The sequence below is a fragment of the Streptomyces sediminimaris genome (assembly GCF_047049295.1).
Lineage (GTDB): Bacteria > Actinomycetota > Actinomycetes > Streptomycetales > Streptomycetaceae > Streptomyces > Streptomyces sediminimaris.
The window spans coordinates 827,915-851,412 of the sequence record NZ_JBJWOT010000001.1; the positions used below are offsets into that span (position 1 = coordinate 827,915).

Sequence of the window (23,498 nt, forward strand, 5' to 3'; positions counted from 1 at the left end):
CGCCCCGGGCGCGGGGGCAGGGCAGGGCCGTGCGGGGGAACCCGGGGGGAGCCGAGGCCGTCGTCGGCCCCGATCGCTCGACCGCCGCGCCCGCCACCTGCCTCGACCGGGAGGCACCCGCCGACGCCGGAGGTCTCGCGGATCACCCGGTCACGGTCGCCGCGCCGGGGTACCGCACCCTGCCCACCGCCGTACCGCAGGGCGTCGGCAGCCGTCTCGTGCACCGCCGCCACCGGGTCGTACGCCCGCCGCCCGCACAGACCGGGCGGCGGGCGTACGCCGTCGGGGCCCGGCGTACGGCGCCCGTCCGGACGCGCGAGGCGCCCCGCCCGGACGAAGGCGGCGGCAGCGGCAGCGGCGGGGACCCGGCCGCCGTCCGGGCCCGGCGCGGAGCCTGATGGGCGAAGCACGTCACGGTCCCACACCGTTCAGTCCGCCCGGTCCGTCCAGTCCGTTCGGTTCCTTCAGTCCGTTCAGTCCGTTCAGTCCGTGCGCCCCGGCCGGCTCCAGCCGCAGGCCAGGGACCCGGTCCCAGCCGGTCACCCGCATCATCCGGCGTACGTGCGGGGCCACGCCCGCCAGTTCGAGGGTGCCGCCCGCGGTGTACAGACCCAGCGCCGTGAACACCAGCAGGCGCAGCGCGCCGACGTCCACGAAGCGCAGGCCACGCAGGTCGAGACGGGTGCGCCTCCCGGTGCGCGCCCTGGCGCGGTCGGTCTCGGCGCGCAGGGCGCGGGCGACGGCGGTGACGTTCGTGTCGTCGACCTCACCGGCCAGGGCGAGGCCCTGCGGTGCGAAGGTGCGGCTGATGACCAGGATCTCGTCGCGCCACACGTCGTCGGCGCCGACCCGGCCGTGGTGCAGCCCGGTGAGCGGGGTGAGTTCGGTGTCGTCGAAGAGGCGGCGGTCGTACTGGCAGATGCCGAGCACGGGCAGCGAGGAGAACACGGGGTCCAGCAGCAGCTCGCTGTCGTGCAGCATCTTGAACTGCCCGCCCGTCCGCGCGCGCAGGGTCTCCGTGCACACGCGCAGGCCCAGGAAGCCGTCGCCCACGGCGCGCCGGGTCTCACGCCGGACGACCTCGTCCAGGTCCCACAGCCCCTCGGGGGCGGCGAGGTGCGGGTCGACGCACAACCGACCCCGCGCCAGTTCCTCGTCGAGACGGCAGCCGTGCGGCTCCAGGAACGACAGGGCCACCGGGCCCGGGATGTCGGCGGGCGGCAGCACGAGCCCTCGCTGTCCGCTGGCCAGCCCGTCCAGCAGGAACGCGGCGAGGACGGTCTCCCGCTCTTCGTCCGTGTCGTAGCCGAGGAGGAAGTGGTCTCCCTGACGCATCTGCCCCACGGTTTTCCGGGTGGGTACGACGGCCATCCTCCTGCCTCCCTCGGTGGACCGACCGCTTCCACGCTACGCCCGGGAGGGCCCTGCCGTGAGGGGTTATCGTGTGCGCCATCGGTTCCGGTGAGGGGGGACGCGATGGCGGCCTCTGTCCAGGGCGGCAGGATCGGCAACCTTCCCGCCGAGGCGAACGCGTTCGTCGGCCGCCGACGTGAACTGGCCGACATCGCGGGCCTGTTGGGGGCCGAGCGACTGGTGACACTGACGGGGCCGGGAGGGGTCGGCAAGTCCCGGCTGGCGCTGCGGGCCGCGCACGCCGTCACGGCCGGGTTCCCGGGCGGCACATGGCTGGTGGAGCTGTCGGACCTGAGGGACCCGGACCTGCTGACGAACGTCGTGGCCCAGGCGACCCGGCTGACCGAGCAGACCCTGCGGCCCCTCCTGCAGGCGCTGTGCGAACACCTCGCGGGGGCGCCCGTACTGCTGGTTCTGGACACCTGTGAGCATGTTCTGGACGCATGCGCGCGCGTGGTGCGGGAACTCCTCGCCGGCGTTCCGGAACTGCGGGTCCTGGCCACCAGCCGGCAGCCGCTGGGCGTGCCGGGCGAGCAGCTGCTGACCGTGGCGCCCCTGCCGCTGGGCGAACGGGACGACGCCGTGGCCCTGTTCGCGGCACGGGCCGCGGCGGCACTGCCGGCGTTCACGCTCACCGATGCCAACCGGGCCGACGTGGCCGCCGTCTGCACCCGGCTGGACGGAATCCCGCTCGCCCTGGAACTGGCCGCCGTACGGCTGCGCGGACTGCCTCTGCACCGGCTCCTGGAGGGCCTCGGCTCCCGTTTCGACCTGCTCGTCTCGCCCGCCCGGCCACGTCCGGCCCGGCACCAGACGCTGCGCACCGCGATCGGCTGGAGCCATGAGCTGTGCACCCCGCCGGAGCGGCTGCTGTGGGCCCGGCTGTCGGTGTTCGCGGGCGGCTGGGACGTCGAGGCGGCCGAATTCGTGTGCCACGGCGGCCCCTTGGCCCCCGAGGAGATCCACGCCCTGCTCGGCTCGCTCGGCGAGAAGTCCATCATCGCCCGGGACGGCGGAGGCACGGCGGTGCGCTACCGGATGCTGGACACCGTCCGCTCCTTCGGCGCCGAGTGGCTGACCGGTCTCGGGGAAGTGGAGGCGGTCCGGCGCCGCCACCGCGACTACTTCCGCTGGATCGCCCGCCAGGGCGAGGCCGAGTGGCTCGGGCCCGGCCAGCGGATGTGGGCCGAGCGGCTGAGTCTGGAACACGCCAACCTGCGGCTGGCGATCGAGGAGTGCCTGACCGCACCCGAGCCCGGGACGGCGCTGGAACTCACCGGCTCGCTGTGGTTCTTCTGGTTCGCGTGCGGCTTCGCCGAGGAGGGCCGCACCTACCTGGAACGGGCGCTGCGTCACGCCCCCGGGGACAACGGGCCCGAGCACGCCCTCGCCGTCTGGGCCCACCGGCTGGTCACCGTCGTCCCCGACGACCTGGAGGCCGCGGAGTCGGTGAGCGCCGCCTATGTCTGGCTCGCCGAGGAGCGCCGGCTGCCCGTGCCGGCGCTGCCGCTGACCGGCGCGAGCCTCGCCGTACGGGGTGAGTCCGCGCGCTCCGCGGTGCTCTACGGCAGCGTCGGGCAGGCGCCGGCCGAGGACGGCGGCGCCGAGTTCTTCCAGCTGCTGACGCTCGCCCTGCAGGCGTATCTGCTGGCGGGCCAGGCCGCGTTCGAGCGGTGCGCGGCGGTGGCCGAGCGGCTGCGGGCCGAGTGCGCCGAGCGCGGTGAGCTGTGGATGCGGGCCTGGGGCGACTTCTTCGTGTCGCTCGCCAGGGCCGGCCTCGGCCACCCCGACGACGCGGTGCGCTCGGCCCGCGAGGCGCTGACCGCCAAGTGGCGGGTGCACGACCGCATCGGCGCGGCCGCGGTCACCGACCTCCTGGTCGTCGCGCATGCCGCACGGGGCGAGGACGAGCTCGCCGCACGTCTGCTGGGCGTCAGCAGACGCCTGTGGCACACGGCGGGACTGCCGCAGCTCGGCCGGCCGGACCGGACGGTCTTCCACCGCGAGTACGAGCGCCGATTACGCACCTCGCTCGGGGAGGCACGCTTCCTCGAAGCGGTGCGGGCGGGAGGGATGCTGGGGCCCGAGGAGGCGGTCGAGCTGGCGCTGGGCGGGGCACTGGAGGGGTTCGAGGTCTGACCGGGCACGGACCCGGTACGGATCGGGCGGGGCGGGAAAGGGCGGGCCGCGAGCAGTCGGGACGGGACGGGGCGGGACAGTGGCGGTGCGCGAGCAGCCGGGCCGGGGCGGGGGCGGGCCGCGAGCAGCCGCATCGGACGGGGGCGGTCGGCCGGCAGTCGGATCGGACGGGCGATCGACGGGCAGCCGGACCGCGCGCGGGAACGGATCCGGCCGGGGCGCACCCGGGCCGGACGTCCCAGGTCCGTTTCTGGACGAGTCGCATCAGGCCGGATCACGCGGGCCCGCCACGGACCGGATCAGGCGGCAGCCGGCCCGGTCCCCTCGGTGACGGCCACGACCATCCGCACGCGCGGGCTGCCGTCGGCGCGCCGCCCGAACTCCGGCAGTGCCTCGAGGCGCACCCGGAACCCGGCGCGCTCCAGCTCCCGTCGTACGTCGCCGAGGCGGAAGGAGCGGTAGTACATGACGAACGAGGGGCGCCACACGGCGTTGCGCACCCGCATGACCGCGTCGAAGCCGAGCAGCATCCAGAACGCGGGGGTCGTCGGCCGGGGCGGGGCGAGCACCGGGAAGGCGAAGCTGCCGCCCGGCCGGAGCACGGAGTGGACCTGCGCGAACAGGCCCGGCAGTTCGCGGGGCAGGAAGTGCCCGAACGCCCCGAAGCTCACGACCAGGTCGAAGGCCCCGGACGCGAAGGGGAGCGCGCGGACGTCACCGCGGACCCAGGAGACCGCGGGCCCCGGCGGGCGTACGGTGTGCCGCGCCACGTCGAGCATGCCCGCGCTGAAGTCGATCCCGGTGACACCGTGCCGGCACACCCGCGCCAGCACGTCGACTCCCGCTCCCGTGCCGCAGCACAGGTCCAGCCCGGCGTCGAAGGAACCGGTGCGGGCCAGCGCCGAGGCGACGGCGTCGAGCACCGGGCCCGGCGTCCGGAAAGGGGTGTGGTCGAACTTCGGGGCGAGCAGGTCGTAGCCGTGCTCGACGGACGACAGGGCCTGGACGGCGAGCTCGCGCAGGCTGGGGCCTTCGGGGCTGAACATCGCCGTCAGCTTAGTCAGCGCGGCGGCATCCGGCGGTGGACACCACGTCGAACGCTGATTAGTCTCATAGACACATACTCCACTAATTGATTACCCGAAAGAGAAGGTGATCCCGTGCGAGCGTTCCGCGAGGCGGTCGAGGCCGTGGACATGGACGCCGTCGAGGCGCTGCTGGCCGAGGACGTCGTCTTCAGCAGCCCCGTCGTCTTCAAGCCGTATACGGGAAAGGCGATCACCGCAGCGGTGCTGCGGGCGGTCTCGGAGGTCTTCCAGGACTTCCGGTACGAGCGTGAGCTCGCCGGGGCCGACGGCCGTGACCACGCGCTGGTGTTCACCGCGCGGGTCGGCGACCGCGAGCTGACGGGCTGCGACTTCATCCGAGTGAACGAGGACGGCCTGATCGCCGAACTCATGGTCATGGTGCGGCCGTTGTCGGGAGCGCAGGCACTGGCGGCGGAGATGGGCGCGCGGTTCGACGAGATCGTCAAGGCGGCGGATTCGCCCCCAGCCCAGTCGGTCTCGACATGAGACCCGGAGGCTCGGGGCAGGAGCGCGCCGACGGCCACGGCGAGTTCCCACGGCGTGACGGGTGCGCGCGTCGTTCGCACAGCGGTGTCACACGGGCGTACACGCCGGTGTCACACGGGCGTACACGACGGTGCGACACGGGGACCTACGGCGTCACCACACGGCCGTACGGCGGTGTCACACGGCGCATTCGAGCGCGCCGCCCTCCTTCAGCCGGCCCGCGAGACGGCGCAGCCCCCGGCGGGCGTGGCTCTTGACGGTCCCCAGCGGCCAGCCGGTCAGCTCGGCGATCTGGGTCTGCGTCAGATCGTCGTAGAAGGCGAGGTTGAGCACCTGGCGCTGCGGTGCGGGAAGGCGGGAGAGCTCGTCGGCGAGCAGGACACGGTCGATGCTGGCCTCCACCCCGGCGGCGTCGTCGGTCACCTGGAGCATCATCCGGGCACCCGCGGCCGCGACGAGCTCGCTCCGCCGGGTGCGGGCGGACAGCGCGTCGGCGATCTTCCGGCGGGTGATGCCCACGAGCCATCCGGACAGGGTGCCGCGGTCGGGGGCGAACCCGGCGCGGCCCCGCCACGCGGCGAGGAACACCACCTGCGTGACGTCCTCGGCCTCCCTGGCGTCCCCCAGCGAGCGCCGTGCGAGGGCGTGGACGAGCGGCCCCCAGCGACGGTGGGCGGCCTCGAGGCATGCCTCGTCACCGGCGAGGAAGCCGTCCACGACCTCGGCCTCGTCGAAGTCCGGGTCCGGTATCCCGGACGTCCGCGGTCGGAGCGCGGTGTCCTCGGCGGCATCCGCGCGGGTGTGCTGTGCGCTCGTCATCGCAACTCCTCGGCCGGGCCTGGTGGTCGCTCGGTGCGACCGCCGGAGTCCCACTCTGCGGATTCGATGCACCGTGGACAACTCGCATCGTCTGTGCATCGAAAAAACGCGATACGGGCCGCGCGACACCGCCCGCTCCGTGTGCATCCGCGCGCAGCACGGATGCGGAACAGAAGGTGCCGGGAGCCGTAGTCGCAAGGCCGAGGAACGGAGGCACTCGTGGTCGAGGTCGAGCGCGTCATGACACTGGCCCATCCACTGCCCGACGTCGTGGGCTTTCTCGCGGACTTCTCGAACGCGGCGTTGTGGGACCCGGGAACCGTCTCCTGCGACCGGATCGGCGGCGGAGCGCCGTCGGTGGGCGCGGAGTGGCACAACGTGTCGCGGTTCCGGGGACGCCGCACCGAACTGCGCTACCGGATGATCCGGTTCGACCCCGGCCACCTGACCTTCGTGGGACGCAACGGCACCGCCACCTCCACCGACGACCTGCGCTTCGAGGAGGACGGAGCACGAACGCGGCTGACCTACCGGGCGCGCGTCGACTTCCACGGTCCGGCCCGTCTGCTCACTCCCCTGCTGAGGCGGGAGTTCGAGCGGCTCGGTGACGAGGTCGCCGAACATCTGCCCCGGGCCGTCGACCACGCTCTGGGCGTTCCGCCGTCAGCGGGCGGGGGCCTGCGGTGACGAGGCGGACGGCATCCCTCGCGCTCCCCACGCCCCGGGGCGTCCGTCTCCTCCACCGTGCTCGCGCCCGGTCGGCCCGTCCCGCGTGGACCGCCCCATGGACGTGAGGGCACCGGACGCGGACATCGCCCCCGAGGCCGGGGTGAGCACCGGTTTCCTCGCCAGACGCGTGGGCGTGTCGCCCACGACGCTGCGCTCCTGGGACCGCAGGTACGGACTGGGCCCGGCGACCAGACCGGCGGGCCACCACCGCAGATGGACGCCGCGTGACGTCGCCATGGTGGTCGAGATGTGCCGGCTGACGGCCGCGGGCATCCCCCCGGCGGAGGCGGCGAGGGCGGCCAGGGAACACGCCGGCGAGCACAGCGCGCACGCCACGCTGACGCCGCCCCCTCCGCCCGCGGGCGGCGGCGCCCTCGCCGTGCCGGCCGCCTCCTCGCGCGCGAGCGCCTCACGGTCGGGCAGCGGCCTGCCGCTGGGCAACGTGCGGCAGGAGTGCAGGGGGCTCGCGCGTGCCGCCGTCCGGCTGGACTCCGTCGCCGTCCAGGAACTGCTCACCGCGTCCCTCCGCGTCCACGGGCTGGTCCTCACCTGGGAGGAGATCCTGAGCCCGGCCCTGCAGGCCGTCGGGCGCAAGTGGCAGTCGGCCGGAGACCGCTACGTGGAGGTGGAGCATCTGCTGTCCTGGCACGTCTCGGCGACGATCCGGCACGTCTACGTGTCCGCCGCGCTGACCCGGAGAGTGTCGCCCTCCTCCCCGGTGGTGCTGGCGTGCCTTCCGCAGGAGCAGCACACCCTCGCCCTCGAGGCGCTCAACGCGGCACTGGCACAGCGAGGCGTCGCCACCCTGATGCTGGGCAGTGCCGTCCCGGTGGAGGCTCTGCTGGCCGCGGTGCAGCGCGTCGGCCCGAGTGCCGTGGTCCTCTGGTCGCAGTCGGCCGCCACCGCGAGCACGCCCCTGGCCCAGCACGTCGCCGAGACCCGCTGGGGTGTCCGCGGCGCGCGCACGCGCAGTCGCGTGCTCCTGTGCGGACCCGGCTGGAGGCGTACCCAGCACCCTGGTCTGCTGCGTCCCGGCGGGCTGCTCGAAGCCTTGTCGATGCTGGACACGCCGGGGCCCTGAGCGCCTGCGGAGGCACCCTCGCGCACTCGCGTCGTACCCGGGACGCGGTGACGGCGTCGCCGGTGACCGCGCGCGGCGCACGGTGGTGACGGTGCGGCGGGACACGCCGGTCGGCACACGCCGGGGCCGTACCGGCCACGTCCACCCCTCGCGGCCCCTCCTGCCGCTCTCCCGCCGGACCGGGTCCGGATTTCCTCCCGCCACGGGGAGCCCGTTCGCGATTGGATGGCCCCATGACCACCGACGAGCACGCGCGGCTCATGCGGGCCAACCAGGCGAACTGGGACGCCCGGACCCCCGTCCACCTCGCCAGCCGGTTCTACGGGCTGGGCCAGGGCCTGGACCCGGCCCGCTGGTTCGCCCCGTTCGAGTGGGAGGACCTCGGCGAGCCGGCCGGGCGGGACGTACTGCACCTGCAGTGCCACCTCGGGACCGAGACCCTCGCGTTCGCCGAGCGCGGCGCGCGGACCACCGGTCTCGACTTCTCCGCGGCCTCGGTGGCCGCGGCGCGGGACATCGCGGCGCGGGCGGGCCTGGACGTCGACTACGTGCAGGCGAACGTGTACGACGCCGAACAGGCCCTGGGCGGGCGGCGGTTCGACGTCGTCTACACCGGCAAGGGCGCCCTGTGCTACCTGCCCGACCTGGACCGCTGGGCGGCCGTCCTCTCCCGGCTCCTGCGGCCCGGCGGGATGGTGTACGTCGTCGAGTTCCACCCCCTGCTCAACTCCCTCGGCCCGAAGGCCGGCCCGGGCGAAGGACCGGAGCTCGTGCTGCGTCACGACTACCTGGCCGGCGACGGCGCCGTGCGCCGGGACGCCACACACACCTACACCGACGGCCCGGCCGTCGAGGGCGCCACCGACAGCTACGAGTGGACGCACGGAATAGGCGAGGTCGTCAACGCGTTGACCGGGGCAGGACTGACCATCCGGAGCCTCCGGGAGAGCGAGGAGCTGCCCTGGCCACGCTGGCCGCAGATGGTCCGGACCCCGTCCGGCTGGTGGCGCCTGCCGCAGCCGCGGATCCCGCTCCTCTACGGCCTGCTCGCCACCCGCTGAGCGGTTTGACGCCGCAGTCGCTGTGGTACGGTCCCACTAGCACTTGTGTACGCCCCACGTGAGGGCGCCGGTGCCAGTTCCTCATCAGTTCGCCGAATCGCCGCCTCTTCCCGGTCGGCGCACCGGCTTTCCAGCACCGCCTCGCGACCGGCGTTGCCGTACCCGAGGTGCTGTTCCTGCCGCCGAAGGCGCGCTCTGTCCGCCTTCCCTCCGCGGCGTTCCCCTCCCTGCGCACATCCCTGCTGTCACGTGTCCGCGAAAGGACCGACCACCATGACCACCACTCTCGAACACCCCCCTGTCCGGCACGAACCCCAGACCCAGGTCGTCACCGGTGTCCTCGACATCGACGCGAGCGGGAAGGGGCACCTGCGCGCCGAGGGCCTGCTGCCAGCGGCCTCCGACCCCGCCGTCTCCCCCGCCCTCATCCGCCGTCACGGCCTGCGCAAGGGCGACCTCGTCGAAGGCGTGCGCGACGGCCGGCGCGCCCTGACCGACGTCGTACGGATCGACGGACGCACCCCCCGGGAAGTGCGCGGACGCCGCCACTTCCACGATCTGACACCGCTGCACCCGCGCGACCGGCTGCGCGTCGAGCACCCCGCGGCCGGCCTGACCGGACGCGTCGTCGACCTGCTCGCGCCCGTCGGCAAGGGCCAGCGCGGCCTGCTCGTCGCCCCGCCCAAGACCGGCAAGACCGTACTGCTGCAGCAGATCGCCGCCGCCGTGGCCGGCAACCACCCCGAGTGCCGCCTGATGGTGGTGCTGCTCGACGAGCGGCCCGAGGAGGTCACCGACATGCGGCGCTCCGTGCGCGGCGAGGTGTACGCCTCGACCTTCGACCGGTCCGCCAAGCAGCACATCGCGCTGGCCGAACTCGTCGTCGAGCGGGCCAAGCGGCTCGTCGAAGCCGGCGAGGACGTCGTCATCCTGCTCGACTCGCTGACCCGGCTGTGCCGGGCCCACAACAACGCGGCCGCCGCCGGTGGCCGCACCTTGAGCGGCGGCGTCGACGCGACCGCGCTGCTCGGGCCGAAGCGGTTCTTCGGCGCCGCCCGGTCGGCCGAGGAGGGCGGCTCGCTCACGATCCTCGCGACCGCGCTGGTGGAGACCGGCTCCCGCGCCGACGACTACTTCTTCGAGGAGCTGAAGAGCACCGGCAACATGGAGCTCCGCCTCAACCGCGAGATGGCCGCCCGCCGGGTGTTCCCGGCCGTCGACATCAACCCCTCCGGCACCCGCCGCGAGGAACTCCTGCTCTCCCCGGCCGAGTTGACCGCCGCACGGGGTCTGCGCCGCGCCCTGCAGAACAGGGAGGGCCAGGCCGGTCTGGAGACCCTGCTGGAACGCCTGCGGGACACCCCCGACAACGCGGCGTTCGTACGCCGCATCCAGCCGACGCTGCCCGCGGGGTGACCGCGCCGCGCGAGGTCCGTACGCCCGCGACGCGCGCACCCGCGCTGCGGCATCCGGGTGCCGGCCGGCCGTCTCCGGCCCGGTCACCGTCCCGTATGCCCGGTTAATTCCTACTTTGATCATATGATCACTGATTTTCCATCCCGGGCGGCCGTCACCACCTGCGCCTTCTGCGCCGCTGCGGTCATGGCGTTCGCGCCCGTCGCGGTCGCGGCCGGCGCGGAGCCCACGCCGCCCGCCGCACCGCGGGCGGCGGTGCCCCAGTCGTCGTACCTGTATCGCGGGGGGACTCAGGTCCGCCCGCACCGCGCGGCGCCGAAGCTGCCCGAGGTCTCCGCGCTGTCCTGGCTGGTGGCCGACGCCCGTACCGGCGAGGTGCTGGCCGCGCACGACGCGCACCGCCGGCTTCCGCCCGCCAGCACGCTGAAGACCCTGTTCGCCCTGACCGTGCTGCCGACGCTGCCGGCGGACCTGCGGCACACCGTCGGCCAGGACGAGATGTCGGACATCGGCCCGGGCAGCAGCAGGGTCGGGCTGGTCGAGGGGCACACGTACCGGGTCTCCGACCTGTGGCGCGGGGTCTTCCTCAACTCCGGCAACGACGCCGTGGACGTGCTGGCCTCGATGAACGGCGGCTGGCACCGGACGGCCGAGCAGATGCAGGCCAAGGCCCGCACGCTGGGCGCCCTCGACACCCGGGTGCGCTCGCCCGACGGCTACGACATGCCGGGCCAGGTGTCGTCGGCCTACGACCTGGCGGTGTTCGGCCGGGAGGGACTGCGCAACGCGGACTTCGCCCGGTACTGCGGCACCGCCGAGGCGATGTTCCCGAGCGGGAGCGGGTGGTCGTACGGCATCCGCAACACCAACCGGCTGCTGACCGGGGCGAACGGCGTGGAGCCGTACCCGGGGCTGATCGGCGTCAAGAACGGCTACACCAGCAACGCCGGCAACACGCTCATCGCGGCGGCGCGCCGGGACGGGCGCACGCTCGTGGTCACCGTGATGAACCCTCAGGAAGGCGGCGGGTTCGCCATCTACGAGGAGGCCCGCCGGCTGCTCGACTGGGGGTTCGAGGCGGCGGGGCGGGTGGAACCGGTGGGCTCGCTGGACGCGCTGCGGTTCAGGCCCCGGCCGGGACCGCACGCCACGCGCGCGGCGGCGCACCCCGCACCGGTGGCCGCCGCCCCCGACCGCGGGCGGGAATGGCCGGTGGCGGGCGCCGTCTGCGGTGCCGCCGTGCTCGGCGCGGGGGCCGTGGCGCTGCTGCTGCGGCGCAGGGGCAGGCGGCCGGCGCGGAGTTGACCGGCCGGCAGCCACAGCAGCAGGCCCAGCGTGATCCAGGTGTAGGTGTTGCTGCCGAGGAAGCCGTCGACGCCGGAGGCGTCGTGGAACCACAGCCAGACCACGCTGGTGCACAGCACGGCGTACAGGGCGCCCGCCACCCGTGGGTGCCCCGTCCGCACGAGCACGGCGAAGGCCGGCAGCAGCCACACCAGGTGGTGCACCCAGGTGATGGGGCTGACGAGACAGGCCGTCGCACCGGTGAGCGCGAAGGCGGCCGGCCAGTCACCCGCGGCGAGCGCGCGGCGGGTGCGCCACGCCCAGACACCGAGCACCACCAGTACGGCCGCGGCCCAGGCCGTGCGGTGGGTGTCCCCGAGCCGGGCCAGGATGCCCTGGAGGGACTGGTTGGAGACGTAGCCGAGGCGGCCCACCCGGCTCGTGTCCCACAGGGCCTCGGTCCAGTAGAAACGGGAGGCACCGGGAGCCACCAGGGCGGCGAGCGCGGTCGCCGCGGCGGTGACCGCGCCCGCGACGGCGGCGGGCCGCCACCGGCGGGCCAGGAGCAGCAGGCCGATGAAGAGCGCGGGCGTGAGCTTGATCGCGGCGGCCAGGCCGATGCCGGCACCCGCCCGGCGTTCACGGCCGGTGGTCAGCAGCCATGCGTCGGTGAGCACCAGCGCCAGCAGCAGGAGGTTGACCTGCCCGAAACTGAAGGTGTCCCGCAGCGGTTCGAACAGGGCGAGCAGGCAGGCGCCCAGGGCGCACCCGAACCAGCCGTACCGGCGCCACGCCCCCTCGGTCAGGACGTGCAGGATCAGCGCCAGGGCGGCGAGGTTGAGCAGGACCGAGCCCACGATCGCCGTACGCAGGCCGACGAGGGTCATGGGCAGCATGCTGACGGCCGCGAACGGCGGGTAGGTGAATCCGTACGCCGTGCCCGGCACCCGGTAGTCGTAGAGCCGTCCGCCGTGGTGGATCCAGGTGTTGACCGCTCCGTAGTAGACGCGCAGGTCGAACCAGTCGCGCAGCAGCGGGACGGTCGCGGTGAAGGCGGCGGTGGCGGCGGCGAGGACGAGGACCAGGAGCAGCCGGCCGCGGTCGGTGCGGGGCGGGCTCATGCCGTCCTTTCCAGGGCGGGTGCCCCCGCCGCCTGGTGGGCCTGCCACAGGACGACCACGGCGAGCGCGCCGCCGGAGACGGCCAGCATCAACTGCCCGCCGTCGACCGCGCCGCCGCTGGGCAGGGTGGCGAGCGCGAGCACCGCCGTCACGGCCACCACCCGCTGCCGTACCGAGGTGCTGGGCGCTGCGGCGGCGATCAGGAACAGACCCCACAGGGCGTACCAGGGGCGGATCGCCGGGCCGAACGCGGCCACCGCGGCGAGGCTCAGGCCGAGCGCGTAGACCGGGCCGGGACGCAGCCGCCACCATATGGCCGCCACGGCCGCCGCCGCGCCCGCGAGACCGAACAGGTGCCAGGCCGGCAGCGCCAGGGGCGCCAGGTCGCTGCCGAAGCGCGCCAGCACGGCGCCGGTGGCGCGGCCGAGGAGGCTGGACAGTGCCCAGTTGTGCGGGGAGACGGGGGTCTCGAGGGCTCCGATCCAGCCGTATCCGGTACCGGCGGCGGCGGTCGCGGCGACCGTCGTGGCCACGGCCGCCGGCACCGTCGTGGCGAGGGCCTTCGCCGGGTGCCGCCCGGAGCGCACCTGGAGGACGACGACCGCGGCGAGCCCCAGGACGGCGGGGGCCTTGACCAGCGCGGCGAGCGTGACGAGGACGGCGCCCGGCAAGGGGTGGCGGCCGAGGGCGGCGACCAGGCCGGCGCCGAGCAGGCCGAGCATGACGGAGTCGTTGTGGGCGCCCGCGACCAGGTGCAGCAGCACCAGCGGGTTGAGGGCGCCGAGCCAGAGGGCGGCGGCCGGGTCGGCGCCGCTGTGCCGGGCCAGCCGCGGCAGTACGAGGGCCATCAGTGCCACGCCGATCAGGGCGAGCGCGCGCATCCCGAGGAGCCCGGCGGGGAGCTCGCCGCGGGTCAGCGCGGACAGTGCGGAGGCGGCGGCGAGGAAGACGGGGCCGTACGGGGCGCCGGTGTGCTGCCACAGCGGGGCCACCTCGTCGGCGAGCGGGCCACCGAGCCGGGCGGGTCCCTGGACGTAGACGTCCATGTGCGCGTCGACCATGGCGCCCTGGGCGAGGTAGCTGTAGACGTCGCGGCTGAACAGCGGCGGGGCCAGCAGCAGCGGGGCCGCCCAGACGGCGAGCACGAGCAGCAGCTCGCGCGGGGTGGGCGGCTCGGCGCCGCGCACCAGCCGCCCGAGCAGCACCCAGGCCGCTATCAGCAGCACCAGGCCGAAGTAGACGCCGACCAGGCCCAGGGCGGCGTGGACGTCGGCCGGGGCCGGCAGGTCCCGTACGGGCAGGGCGCCGGCCGTCTCACCGCCCAGTGCGAGGGAGGCGGTGCCGGCCAGGCCCAGCACCTGGCAGCGGCGGAGATCGACGGGAAGAGCCATGGCCAACACCCGGCAAGCGTGTCAACGCCGGGTGGCCGGACATCGACGCGCCGCCTGCCGGGCGGGGGCGTGCGGGTGACCGGCGTGTGATCCCGCCGGTGCGGCGCGGACACGGCCCGCGCCCACACGGCAGGGGCACCGCCTCCCGAGCGCTCGCGGGACCTGCCCGGCAGGGCCCCGGCGGCCCACCGCCCCGCCGCGGTCGCGCTGTCGCCGGCCTGCGGGGACCGGGCGCGCCGACGCTCCGGCCGTCGACGCTCCGGCCGCGGGCGGCCCGGCTTCGTCCGGGCGGGCACGCGTGCAGGCGCGGTACGGGCAGTGGCTGCGGCGGGATCCGGGCCGCGGGCGGCCTCAGAACACCGACAGGCCGGTCAGCGTCGTGAAGCGGTCCAGGGCCGCGACGCCCGCCACCGAGTTGCCGCGTTCGTCGAGCCCCGGGCTCCACACGCACAGCGTGCAGCGGCCGGGGACGACCGCGATGATGCCGCCACCGACGCCGCTCTTGCCCGGTAGGCCGACGCGGTAGGCGAAGTCGCCGGCCGCGTCGTACGTCCCGCAGGTCAGCATCACCGCGTTGACCTGCTTGGCCTGGCTCCGGGTGAGCAGCCGGCCGCCGTCGGCGCGTATGCCGTGGCGGGCCAGGAAGCCGGTGGCCAGCGCCAGGTCGGCGCAGGACGCCGTGACGGAGCACTGGCGGAAGTACTGCTCCAGCAGCACCGGCACCGGGTTGTCGATGTTGCCGTACGACGCCATGAAGTGGGCGAGGGCGGCGTTGCGGTCGCCGTGCGCGGTCTCGGAGGCGGCGACGTCCTTGTCGAAGTCCAGGGCCGGGTTGCCGCTCTCGGACCGCAGGAAGTCCAGCAGTTCGCCCGAGGCGTCCCCGGTACGGGTCTGCAGGCGGTCGGTGACGACGAGGGCGCCGGCGTTGATGAACGGATTGCGCGGGATGCCGTCCTCGTACTCCAGCTGGACCAGGGAGTTGAAGGGATTGCCGGAGGGCTCGCGGCCCACGTGCTCCCAGAGCTGGTCGCCCTCGCGGGCCAGGTCGAGGGCGAGGGTGAAGACCTTGGTGATGGACTGCGTGGAGAACGGCTCCCGCCAGTCCCCGACGCCGTGAACCGTGCCGTCGAGCTCCGCGACCGCCATGCCGAAGCTGCGCGGGTCACGGGCCGCGAGCGCCGGGATGTAGTCGGCGGGCCGGCCGCGGCCGGGGGTCCGGCCGATCTCCTCGGCGATGCGCGCCAGGACCGGCTCGTAGGAAGGGGACGACGTCGCTGTCATGATCACCATTGTGCCGCCGCTCCGGTCCGGTGCGTTCCCGCATGTGCCGAAGGGAGTGGTCACCGGGGCCGGGCAGGCGCCGGCCCGCTGCCCGCGACGACCTCGGGCCGCAGCAGGGCGGCGAGCTTCTCGGCGGGCAACAGGCCCTTCTCCGGGACGGGTTCGGCCACGTTCGCTGCGCACGGCGGCGGCGGTCGTGAGGGCGAGGGTCCTCTTCCCGGGGTACGGATTCCTGCGGTATGGGTTCCTGGGGTACGGATTCGTGAGGTACGGATTCCTGAGCCGCGGAGGTCACAACGACCCTGGTCCTGGACGCGCGGGAGCCGGGCGCGCCGGCCCGCGTACCGGAACCGGCCCGCACCGCTTCGCGGTTCCCTCCGGAACGCGGAGGAACTACGCGCAGGCGGTCAACGGAGCCGGGTCCAGGGCACGTACCGGGCGCACGCACCCCACCGGCTCGCCTCCGCCCAGCAGCGGCTCCCCCGCGAACCCGGTGAGCAGCCCCGAGTCCACGCCCGCGCGCGCGAGCGCCGCCGCAGTCACCGGAATCCGCGCCCGGCCGGCCCCGTCGGCGATCTTCACCGCGACGGCCCGCCCGTCGGGAAGCGCGGCGACCTGGACGCCCTCGTAGCCGTCCTTCGCCAGCAGGCCCGGCACGGCACGCATCAGCGCGGCCACGTCCCGGCCGGCGCCGGACGCCATCTCGGCGTGGTCACGCATCGCGTCGGCGACCCGTGCCTCGGGCGTACCGGCCGCCGCGGTGGTGATACGGGCGGCCGCGCGCGCGAGCCCGTGCAGGGACACCGAGAACAGCGGCGCGCCGCATCCGTCGACGGAGACCTTCGCGACGCGCTGTCCGGTGAGGTCCTCGGCGATCTCGGCGATCGCCTGCTGGAGGGGGTGCCCGGGATCGAGGTAGTCGTCCAGCGGCCAGCCGTTGAGCGTGCAGGTGTAGAGCATCGCCGCGTGCTTGCCCGAGCAGTTCTGGGCGAGCCGGGAGGGTGCGCGGCCCTCCCGTACCCAGGTGTCCCGGACGGCCGGGTCGAGCGGCATGTCCGGCACGTTGCGCAGGTGGTCCTCGCGGAGACCGGCGCGTTCGAGGATGCGCCGGGCGCCGGCGAGGTGGCGTTCCTCGCCCGAGTGACTGGCCGCGGCGAGGGAGAGGAGTTCCCCCTCGAGCGGGAGCCCGGCCCGCACCATGGCGACCGCCTGGACGGGCTTGAGGGCCGAGCGGGGGTAGAAGGCGGCCTCGATGTCTCCGATCTGGAGCCGGACCGTGCCGCCGGCGTCCAGGACGACGACGGACCCGTAGTGGAGGCCCTCGACGACCCCGCCGCGTATCAGGTGGGCGACGGGGGCGTGGAGGGGCTCGCGGATCAGGGGTGCGTCCGCGACGGAAGTGCTGTACATCACTGCCTCTTGTCGGGGAGCGGCACGCGGGTCACGCGTCCGCCCCGGTCGTGGGTCGGTTGCCGGTGGACGGGCGGGCGATCCGGCCGGCGGATGCCGCGCCGTCCGCCGGCCCGGGTGCCGGCGATCGGCCTGCGTCGCGCGCGTCGACGTGTGCGGCGGGGGTGCGTGTCTCGTCTTCGAGGTGCTGCTCGCTCATGCCTCGGGTCCGCCTTCCGTGGGACTGTCCGCGCGCCCGGGGCGCACGATGTCGGAGAGCGTCGACCTGACGCGGTCGAGGTGGTGGGCCATGGCCTCCTCGGCGTCGGCCGCGCAGCCGTCCGTCAGCGCCTCGACGATCGCCCGGTGCTCGCGGTTGGACTGCTCGCGGCGTCCGCCCAGTTCGTTGAGGAAGGCCGACTGGCGCGCCAGTGCGTCCCGGATCTCCTCGATCACCCGGCGGAAGACCGGGTTCTGCGAGGCCTGGGCGACGGCCAGGTGGAAGAGCGTGTCGAGGGCGACCCAGGAGGTGGTGTCGGTCTCCCGCTCCATGCGCTCCAGCAGGTGCGCCAGGTGGTCGAGGTCCTCCGCGGTGCGGCGGGAGGCCGCGTAGCCCGCCACCGGGATCTCGACGTGCCGGCGCACCTCCAGCAGATCGCTGGCCGCGTAGTCACCGAAAGTGGGGTCCTCCACGGTGCCGGCGACGACGAAGGTGCCCTTGCCCGTCCGGGAGACGGTCAGGCCCATCGTCTGCAGCGCCCTGAGGGCCTCGCGCAGCACGGGCCGGCTGACCTCGAGGGTGCGGCAGAGCTCGGCCTCGGAGGGCAGCTTGTCGCCCACCGCGTACTGGCCGCGCTCGATGGCGGCACGCAGGTGCCCGAGCACCGCCTCCATCGCGCTGACGCGCCGCGGGCCCCGACCGGCTGTCTGGCTGTCTGACAGGTTCACGGGAGCGATCCTGCGGGTGGCGGGCCGGAGCTGTCAAGCGCCGCGGCCCACGGGTACGCGCAAGGGGCGTGAAGTCCGGGAACGGACCTCACGCCCCGAGGCGGCCGAGCGGCCGCCGTCAGCTGCTGAGCGTGCCAGTACTCAGCAGGCCCAGCAGCAGCACGCCGACGAGGATCCGGTAGACCACGAAGGCGTTGAACGAGTGCTTGGCGACGAACCTCAGCAGCCAGGCGATCGAGGCGTAGGCGACGACGAAGGAGACGATGGTGCCGACGGCCAGCGGGGCGGCGCCCACCCCCGTGCCCAGGGCGTCCTTCAGCTCGTACAGGCCGGCGCCGGTCAGGGCGGGAATGCCGAGGAAGAACGACAGACGGGTGGCCGCCACCCGGTCCAGGTCCAGGATCAGCGCGGTGGACATCGTGGCGCCCGAGCGCGAGAAGCCGGGGAAGAGCAGCGCCAGGATCTGTGAGGTGCCCACCAGCATGGCGTCCTTGAGCGTGGTGTCGTCCTCGCCGCGCTTGTGCCGGCCCATCTGGTCCGCCGCCCACATCACGCCGCTGCCGGCGATCAGTGAGCCGGCCACCACCCACAGCGAGGCCAGCGGCCCCTCGATGAGCGGCTTGGCGGCCAGGCCCACGATCACGATCGGGATGGTGGCGTAGATGACCCACCAGGCGAACTTGTAGTCGTGGTGGTACCGCTCCTCCTTGTTGGCGATGCCACGCCCCCAGGCGGAGACGATCCGCACGATGTCCTTGAAGAAGTACACGAGCACGGCGGCGATCGCGCCGACCTGGATGACGGCGGAGAACCCGACGACGGCATCGTCGTCGACGGGGATGTTCATCAGCCCCTCAGTGATCTTCAGATGTCCGGTCGAGGAGACCGGCAGGAACTCGGTCACCCCCTCGACGACACCGAGGACGACGGCCTGACCGACGCTAATGACGCTCATGTGATCCAGTTCTGAGGAGTTGGGTCGACAGTGTTGTGGACAGTCTTACTACGGGCGGAAGGCGGGACGGCCGCCTACCCCCACAGGGCCTGTGCGGCCGACACCCCGGCGAATGCCGCGCCGAGGCCCGCCGCGACACTCGCGACGACGTTGGCGGCAGCGTAGAGCCCCGCACCCGTCTCGGTCAGCCGCAGGGTCTCGTAGGAGAAGGTCGAGTAGGTCGACAGGGCCCCGCACAGGCCGGTGCCGATCAGCAGCCGGAGATGGGGGCCTGCCGCCCCGGCGGACGCGGCACCGGTCAGCAGGCCGAGCGCCAGGCAGCCGCAGACGTTCACCACGAAGGTGCCCCAGGGGAAGACCGAGTCGTGCCGGGACTGCACCGCGCGGTCCGTGAGGTAACGCAGCGGGGCGCCGACCATGGCACCCGCGACGACCAGCAGCCAGTTCACGACGGCTTCTCACCCTTCGGGTCCGCGGGGCCGGGGCCGCCCTCCCGGCCGGGGCCGGGGGCGCCCCCGGTCGGACGAGGCGGCGACTGGGGGCGGACGACCTCGCACTCGTCCAGGACGACGAGACCCGAGCCGACCAGCTCGTCGAGGAGCGGCAGGAAGGCGCGGACGCGCTCCTCGGTGTCGACGACGACGACGGCGACCGGCAGGTCCTCGCTCAGGGACAGCAGCCGGGAGGTGTGGATCAGCGAGGAGGCGCCGAAGCCCTCGATGCCGCGGAAGACGCTGGCACCGGCCAGTCCGGCCGCGTGTGCGCGGTGCACGATCTCGGAGTAGAGCGGCTTGTGGTGCCAGGTCTCGTTCTCGCCGATGAAGACGGTCAGGCGCAGCGCGCTGCCGGTCGGCCTCGTCATGGCTGCCTCCACTTCAGGACGCGGCGGGCCGCGGTCATCGCGAGCCAGACCGCCGTGAGGGCCGCGAGCAGGGTCGCGGCGAGGTAGGCCAGTCCGGTACGGGGATGGCCGGCGTCGACGAGCTTCTGGATGTCGACGGCGTAGGTGGAGAAGGTGGTGAAGCCGCCGAGCACGCCGGTGCCGAAGAACGGCCGCACCAGCCGGTGCGCGGCCCACACGTCGGTGATGACCACCATGAACACGCCGATCACGGCACAGCCGGCGACGTTGGTCCACAAGGTCGCCCACGGGAAACCGCCGGGTGCGGCGGGCCACCACAGGGCGAGGGCGTGGCGCGCGGTGGCGCCGAGGGCTCCGCCGAGCGCCACCACCGCGACGACGGGAGCCTGGCCCCGCCAGGCGGGCGGCCGCGGGGTGCGGGTCCGGGCGCGGACGCTCTCGGCCTCCTGGGCTGTCATGGTCGTACGTCTCCTACTCGCCGGGGCCCGTGAACAGGCGGGCGCCGTTCCATAGCAAGTAGGGACCGTTGGCGGCACCGGTGCCGCGGTTCGGGTACGGCGGGCCCCACCGCCGCGCCGCGAGAGGTGATCGCGGCCGGGGAACAGGGTAACGCCCGGCCCGCGCCCGGGTCACTTCGGGACCGGTGACGCGCACACCGCGATGCCCCGCTCCCACAGGCTGCCCAGGACCAGGTGGCCGGCCGCCTCGCAGACGCTGGTCACCATGCGGTAGCCGGAGCGGCGGCGGGCGAGGTGGTGGACGGTCTCCCCCCGGTCGTCGACGGCGAGGACGCCGGCCATGCCGGTGGGGCGGTAGGGGGCGCGGACGGCGATCCGGGCCGCGGCGCCGCGGACGGCGGGGGCGGCGCGGTGCAGCAGCTCGAGCGGGGGGACGCGGGGGCCGGCCAGGGACACCCAGACGGGGCCGTCCGGCGTGCCGCGCCAGATGTTGTCCGGCATGCCGGGCAGGTCCTCCACGAAGGGCTCGCCGTGCCCGGCCCCGGGCCCGGTGAGCCAGTAGCGGGTGAGCCGGCGGGCGCCCGACTCGGCGACGATCAGGAAGGACTCGTCGCCGCTCAGGGCGAGGCCGTTGGCGAACTGCAGTCCCTCCAGCAGGACTTCCGGGGACTCGCTGCCGGGGGCCAGGCGCAGCAGACGGCCGGTCCCGGTGTGTTCGACGATGTCGCCGATCCACTGCCCGAGGGGGTAGGCCCGGCTGGAGACGGTGAAGCAGACGCTCCCGTCGGACAGGGCGACCGCGTTGCTGCAGAACCGCAGCCGCTGTCCCGCCACCGAGTCCGCGAGGATGCGGACGATGCCCTGGCGCAGGTCGACGCGGAGCAGACCCAGTTCGGCGTCGCACACCAACAGGGCGTCGTCCGTGAGGAGTTCCAGGCCGAGCGGGCGGCCACCGGTCTCCGCGAGCACCTCGACGCGGGCGGCGGAGGGCTCCGCCAGACCGTCGACGCGCAGGATCCGGCCGTCCTCCACGCCGGTCAGGACACGGCCGCGGGAGTCCGCGACGACGTCCTCGGGGCCGCGGCCGCCGATGGCCACGTACCGGAGCGGGACGAGTTCACTGGGACGGTCCATGAAAACCTCCTCGTCGAGGTCGGGACGGTTCATGCTGGCATGTGCGGGGGCTGCTGCCCGGCGCCGCGTCACTCGTTCAGGTTTACCTGGAGACATTCCTGGCCACCCAGCACACCACCACGGGTGGCTCCGGGCCGGAGGAAGGGGTGGTCCTGATGTCGCGGTGGTCCGCGTGGCACCGGCTGGGGCTCGCGGAGCTGCACCGACGGGGCGCCGAGCTGGAGTTGCTGCACCGGGCGATGGGGTTCGCGACACTCGCCCTGGTCACGCTGGCGCCGCTGCTGATCGTGGTCGCGGCGGCGGATCCGTTCGGGCACGGCGGGTTCGCGCTGTGGCTGGTGGACGGCATGGCGCTGTCCGGCAAGTCCGCCGACGCACTCGCCCACGTCTTCGGCCCGACCCGCAACGTCATCAGCACCACCAGCGCGCTGAGCATGGCGCTGCTCGCGCTGTTCGGCGTGTCCTTCGCCTCCAGTGTGCAGAACGGCTACGAGCGGATCTGGAAGCCGCGCTCCGTTCCCTGGCACCGGATCTGGCGGCAGGTGGTGTGGCTGGCCATGCTGATGGTCTACCTGTACGCCCAGGTGCAGACCCGTCACGTGCTGGAGGGCACGCCCCGCATCCTGCTCAGCATGGGCGTCGGCGTGCTGTTCTTCTGGTGGGGGCCGCACTTCCTGCTCAGCCGCCAGGTGCCGTGGAGGTACCTGCTGCCCGGCGCGCTCGCGACGATGGCGGGCCTGGTCGGCCTGCGCGGCTTCTCGTATCTGGTGTTCACCCCGCTCCTGGTCACCAACGCCATCAGCTACGGCCCGGTCGGCACGGTCCTGGTGGTGGAGTCCTGGCTGGTCGGCGTCGGGTTCGTCGTCTACGGCGGTGCGCTGCTGGGCCGGCTGGTGTGCGAGTGGCTCGGGCACGTCGACGGTCCCGGTGATCCGCCGGAGGGGGAGGCCCGGGAACCGGCCGACCGCGGAGAGGACCACCGGGGGCCGACGGACCGCGGCACGGAAGCGCGCACGTCGGACCGCGGCACGGGAGCGCGCACGTCGGACCGCGGCCCGGGGCCGGCGGCCATGCGTTCCTGGCGGGGTGCGGGCGTCGGTCACGGGCGTCGGCGCCTGCCGGCCGGACGCGACCGGCCGGTGGAGGACCTCACCATCGCGTCCCCCTTCCGGACGGACCGTCGCACTCCGTGTCTCCGCACTGCCCCGACTGTCCCGCGCTCCGGGCCGCCGCGTACGGCGTTCGAGCGGTCTTGACCGGGAACGTACGGCCCCGGCGGCGCGGCACGCCTGCTCGGGCGGCGGCCCCCGCGCAGGCGCGCGCCGCGCGGGGGCCGCGATCGGCCGGCCGGCCGCGCGCCGGTGAGGCCGGCCCGTTCGCGCGCGACGGCGTCGGTGGCGGCCACCGCCCGCCGGTCACGGCCGTGTGGTCGCGCCCGAACGGTCAGGATCGAAGAAGCCGCACACCGCTCCCCCGGCTTAGCGTGAACACACCGACCGAATCCGTCGGTTCACCTTCTGCCGAGGAGCCCGCCATGACCGCCGGCCTCAAGACCGTCATCTACCCCGTCAAGGACCTCGCCCGGGCGAAGGCCCTGTTCAGCGCCCTGCTCGAAGTGGAGCCGTATGCGGACGAGCCGTACTACGTCGGCTTCAAGGACGCCGGGCAGGACGTCGGGCTCGACCCCAACGGGCACGCCAAGGGCATGACCGGCCCGGTGCCGTACTGGCACGTGTCGGACATCCGGGGGCGGCTGGCCGCGCTGGTGGACGCGGGCGCCGAGCTGATGCAGGACGTGCAGGACGTCGGCGGCGGCCGGCTGATCGCCTTCGTCAAGGACGCGGACGGCAACCTCGTCGGACTGCTCCAGGACCCGGCCGCCTGACACCGCCGGCGGAGCTGCATGCACCCGCATTGGTTGCGCCGTCAACAATTGGCTGATTCGGTGTTACCGTGCGGGTATGGCAGTGAAAACGGCCGACGCCCGGCTCGAGGAGAAGTGGCGGGACATCCTCTCGGTGCACGCGCGCACCATGTGCGAGATCGATCGTGTGCTCCACCCCCACGGCCTGGGCGCGAGCGACTTCGAGGTGCTCGACATCCTCGCGTCCGAGTCCCTCGGCGAGGGCGAGCACTGCCGGGTGCAGAACCTCGTCGGGCGGGTCCATCTCAGCCAGAGCGCGCTGTCCCGGCTCATCGGCCGGCTGGAGAAGGACGGCCTGGTGGAGCGCTCCGTCTGCGTGGAGGACCGGCGCGGGGTGTGGGTCGCGCTGACCGGCAAGGGACGTGCCCTGCACAACGAGGTGCGGCCGCTGCAGCGCGAGGTGCTGGCCCGGCTGCTGGGCGAGCGGTCCGCGGACCCGTCCGGGCACTGAGAACCGCGCGGTGCCGGCGCCCGGTGGCGCACCGGACGCCGGCACCCGTCACATCGGGACGGTGGTGA

23 protein-coding genes and 2 pseudogenes are annotated in these 23,498 nt (G+C 74.0%); 11 read left to right on the forward strand and 14 right to left on the reverse strand.

Annotated features, from left to right (window positions below; genetic code table 11):
• The first annotated feature begins 29 nt into the window (after positions 1 to 29).
• Positions 30 to 398: a hypothetical protein gene (locus tag ACJ9NR_RS03865; RefSeq protein ID WP_412489763.1), complete on the forward strand. Its 369-nt coding sequence runs from the start codon at positions 30 to 32 to the stop codon at positions 396 to 398.
• A gap of 13 nt (positions 399 to 411) precedes the next feature.
• On the opposite strand, the gene ACJ9NR_RS03870 is transcribed toward ACJ9NR_RS03865, so the two are convergent.
• Positions 412 to 1,335, reverse strand: a complete 924-nt coding sequence (locus ACJ9NR_RS03870) for an MEDS domain-containing protein (protein ID WP_412489762.1) — start codon at positions 1,333 to 1,335, stop codon at positions 412 to 414.
• 141 nt (positions 1,336 to 1,476) lie between these two features.
• Here ACJ9NR_RS03870 and ACJ9NR_RS03875 point away from each other — a divergent pair, with 141 nt between their 5' ends.
• Positions 1,477 to 3,552 (forward strand): ATP-binding protein, encoded by a 2,076-nt coding sequence (locus ACJ9NR_RS03875; protein ID WP_412489761.1) that lies wholly within the window; start codon positions 1,477 to 1,479, stop codon positions 3,550 to 3,552.
• Positions 3,553 to 3,851: 299 nt separating this feature from the next.
• Here the strand turns inward: ACJ9NR_RS03875 and ACJ9NR_RS03880 are convergent, their stop codons facing one another.
• A complete protein-coding gene (locus ACJ9NR_RS03880) occupies positions 3,852 to 4,598 on the reverse strand; it encodes a class I SAM-dependent methyltransferase (protein ID WP_412489760.1) in 747 nt (248 codons plus the stop codon).
• 114 nt (positions 4,599 to 4,712) lie between these two features.
• Here ACJ9NR_RS03880 and ACJ9NR_RS03885 point away from each other — a divergent pair, with 114 nt between their 5' ends.
• Positions 4,713 to 5,126: a nuclear transport factor 2 family protein gene (locus tag ACJ9NR_RS03885; protein WP_412489759.1), complete on the forward strand. Its 414-nt coding sequence runs from the start codon at positions 4,713 to 4,715 to the stop codon at positions 5,124 to 5,126.
• A 177-nt stretch (positions 5,127 to 5,303) separates the two neighbouring features.
• Here ACJ9NR_RS03885 and ACJ9NR_RS03890 read toward each other — a convergent pair whose 3' ends face one another.
• Positions 5,304 to 5,945: an RNA polymerase sigma factor gene (locus ACJ9NR_RS03890; RefSeq protein WP_412489758.1), complete on the reverse strand. Its 642-nt coding sequence runs from the start codon at positions 5,943 to 5,945 to the stop codon at positions 5,304 to 5,306.
• 219 nt (positions 5,946 to 6,164) lie between these two features.
• Between ACJ9NR_RS03890 and ACJ9NR_RS03895 the strand changes: the two genes are divergently transcribed.
• The 5 genes and pseudogenes from ACJ9NR_RS03895 to ACJ9NR_RS03915 all read left to right on the forward strand — a co-directional run.
• Positions 6,165 to 6,632 carry an SRPBCC family protein gene (locus ACJ9NR_RS03895; RefSeq protein ID WP_412489757.1) on the forward strand — a complete coding sequence of 156 codons (468 nt, stop codon included), beginning with the start codon at positions 6,165 to 6,167 and terminating at the stop codon, positions 6,630 to 6,632.
• A 97-nt stretch (positions 6,633 to 6,729) separates the two neighbouring features.
• Positions 6,730 to 7,755, forward strand: a complete 1,026-nt coding sequence (locus ACJ9NR_RS03900) for a MerR family transcriptional regulator (protein WP_412489756.1) — start codon at positions 6,730 to 6,732, stop codon at positions 7,753 to 7,755.
• A 233-nt stretch (positions 7,756 to 7,988) separates the two neighbouring features.
• Positions 7,989 to 8,816 (forward strand): class I SAM-dependent methyltransferase, encoded by an 828-nt coding sequence (locus ACJ9NR_RS03905; RefSeq protein WP_412489755.1) that lies wholly within the window; start codon positions 7,989 to 7,991, stop codon positions 8,814 to 8,816.
• A gap of 273 nt (positions 8,817 to 9,089) precedes the next feature.
• The gene (gene rho, locus ACJ9NR_RS03910; RefSeq protein ID WP_412489754.1) at positions 9,090 to 10,232 is read left to right on the forward strand and encodes a transcription termination factor Rho; all 1,143 of its coding nucleotides are present in this window, start codon (positions 9,090 to 9,092) and stop codon (positions 10,230 to 10,232) included.
• Positions 10,233 to 10,418: 186 nt separating this feature from the next.
• A pseudogene (locus ACJ9NR_RS03915) lies at positions 10,419 to 11,234 on the forward strand (D-alanyl-D-alanine carboxypeptidase family protein); the annotation flags it as partial.
• A gap of 35 nt (positions 11,235 to 11,269) precedes the next feature.
• Here the strand turns inward: ACJ9NR_RS03915 and ACJ9NR_RS03920 are convergent.
• From ACJ9NR_RS03920 to ACJ9NR_RS03970, 11 genes are all read right to left on the reverse strand, one after another.
• Positions 11,270 to 12,637, reverse strand: coding sequence for a glycosyltransferase 87 family protein (locus tag ACJ9NR_RS03920; RefSeq protein ID WP_412512677.1), 1,368 nt, complete (start codon positions 12,635 to 12,637; stop codon positions 11,270 to 11,272).
• Positions 12,634 to 14,028 (reverse strand): polyprenol phosphomannose-dependent alpha 1,6 mannosyltransferase MptB, encoded by a 1,395-nt coding sequence (gene mptB, locus ACJ9NR_RS03925; protein ID WP_412489752.1) that lies wholly within the window; start codon positions 14,026 to 14,028, stop codon positions 12,634 to 12,636. Before mptB ends, ACJ9NR_RS03920 begins: the two co-directional genes overlap by 4 nt.
• 351 nt (positions 14,029 to 14,379) lie before the next feature.
• Entirely contained in the window at positions 14,380 to 15,318 is a 939-nt protein-coding gene (locus tag ACJ9NR_RS03930) for a glutaminase (RefSeq protein ID WP_412489751.1), read from the reverse strand.
• 384 nt (positions 15,319 to 15,702) lie between these two features.
• Positions 15,703 to 16,719, reverse strand: a complete 1,017-nt coding sequence (locus tag ACJ9NR_RS03935) for an asparaginase (protein ID WP_412489750.1) — start codon at positions 16,717 to 16,719, stop codon at positions 15,703 to 15,705.
• 31 nt (positions 16,720 to 16,750) lie between these two features.
• Positions 16,751 to 16,918 carry a hypothetical protein gene (locus tag ACJ9NR_RS03940; protein WP_412512678.1) on the reverse strand — a complete coding sequence of 56 codons (168 nt, stop codon included), beginning with the start codon at positions 16,916 to 16,918 and terminating at the stop codon, positions 16,751 to 16,753.
• Positions 16,915 to 17,592, reverse strand: a complete 678-nt coding sequence (locus ACJ9NR_RS03945) for a FadR/GntR family transcriptional regulator (RefSeq protein WP_412490519.1) — start codon at positions 17,590 to 17,592, stop codon at positions 16,915 to 16,917. Before ACJ9NR_RS03945 ends, ACJ9NR_RS03940 begins: the two co-directional genes overlap by 4 nt.
• 172 nt (positions 17,593 to 17,764) lie before the next feature.
• Positions 17,765 to 18,601 carry an undecaprenyl-diphosphate phosphatase gene (locus ACJ9NR_RS03950; RefSeq protein WP_412489749.1) on the reverse strand — a complete coding sequence of 279 codons (837 nt, stop codon included), beginning with the start codon at positions 18,599 to 18,601 and terminating at the stop codon, positions 17,765 to 17,767.
• 74 nt (positions 18,602 to 18,675) lie between these two features.
• Entirely contained in the window at positions 18,676 to 19,050 is a 375-nt protein-coding gene (gene crcB / locus ACJ9NR_RS03955) for a fluoride efflux transporter CrcB (RefSeq protein WP_412489748.1), read from the reverse strand.
• Positions 19,047 to 19,463 carry a DUF190 domain-containing protein gene (locus tag ACJ9NR_RS03960; RefSeq protein WP_412489747.1) on the reverse strand — a complete coding sequence of 139 codons (417 nt, stop codon included), beginning with the start codon at positions 19,461 to 19,463 and terminating at the stop codon, positions 19,047 to 19,049. The genes crcB and ACJ9NR_RS03960 overlap by 4 nt, the downstream gene beginning before the upstream one ends.
• Positions 19,460 to 19,921, reverse strand: a complete 462-nt coding sequence (locus ACJ9NR_RS03965) for a fluoride efflux transporter FluC (RefSeq protein ID WP_412489746.1) — start codon at positions 19,919 to 19,921, stop codon at positions 19,460 to 19,462. Before ACJ9NR_RS03965 ends, ACJ9NR_RS03960 begins: the two co-directional genes overlap by 4 nt.
• A 171-nt stretch (positions 19,922 to 20,092) precedes the next feature.
• A complete protein-coding gene (locus ACJ9NR_RS03970) occupies positions 20,093 to 21,055 on the reverse strand; it encodes an SMP-30/gluconolactonase/LRE family protein (RefSeq protein ID WP_412489745.1) in 963 nt (320 codons plus the stop codon).
• 155 nt (positions 21,056 to 21,210) lie between these two features.
• On the opposite strand from ACJ9NR_RS03970, the pseudogene ACJ9NR_RS03975 reads away from it, so the two are divergent.
• From ACJ9NR_RS03975 to ACJ9NR_RS03985, 3 genes and pseudogenes are all read left to right on the forward strand, one after another.
• Positions 21,211 to 21,975 (forward strand): annotated as a pseudogene (locus ACJ9NR_RS03975) (ribonuclease BN); the annotation flags it as partial.
• A 614-nt stretch (positions 21,976 to 22,589) separates the two neighbouring features.
• A complete protein-coding gene (locus ACJ9NR_RS03980) occupies positions 22,590 to 22,940 on the forward strand; it encodes a VOC family protein (RefSeq protein ID WP_412489744.1) in 351 nt (116 codons plus the stop codon).
• Positions 22,941 to 23,016: 76 nt separating this feature from the next.
• Positions 23,017 to 23,430 carry a MarR family winged helix-turn-helix transcriptional regulator gene (locus ACJ9NR_RS03985; protein WP_412489743.1) on the forward strand — a complete coding sequence of 138 codons (414 nt, stop codon included), beginning with the start codon at positions 23,017 to 23,019 and terminating at the stop codon, positions 23,428 to 23,430.
• The last annotated feature ends 68 nt before the right edge of the window (positions 23,431 to 23,498 follow it).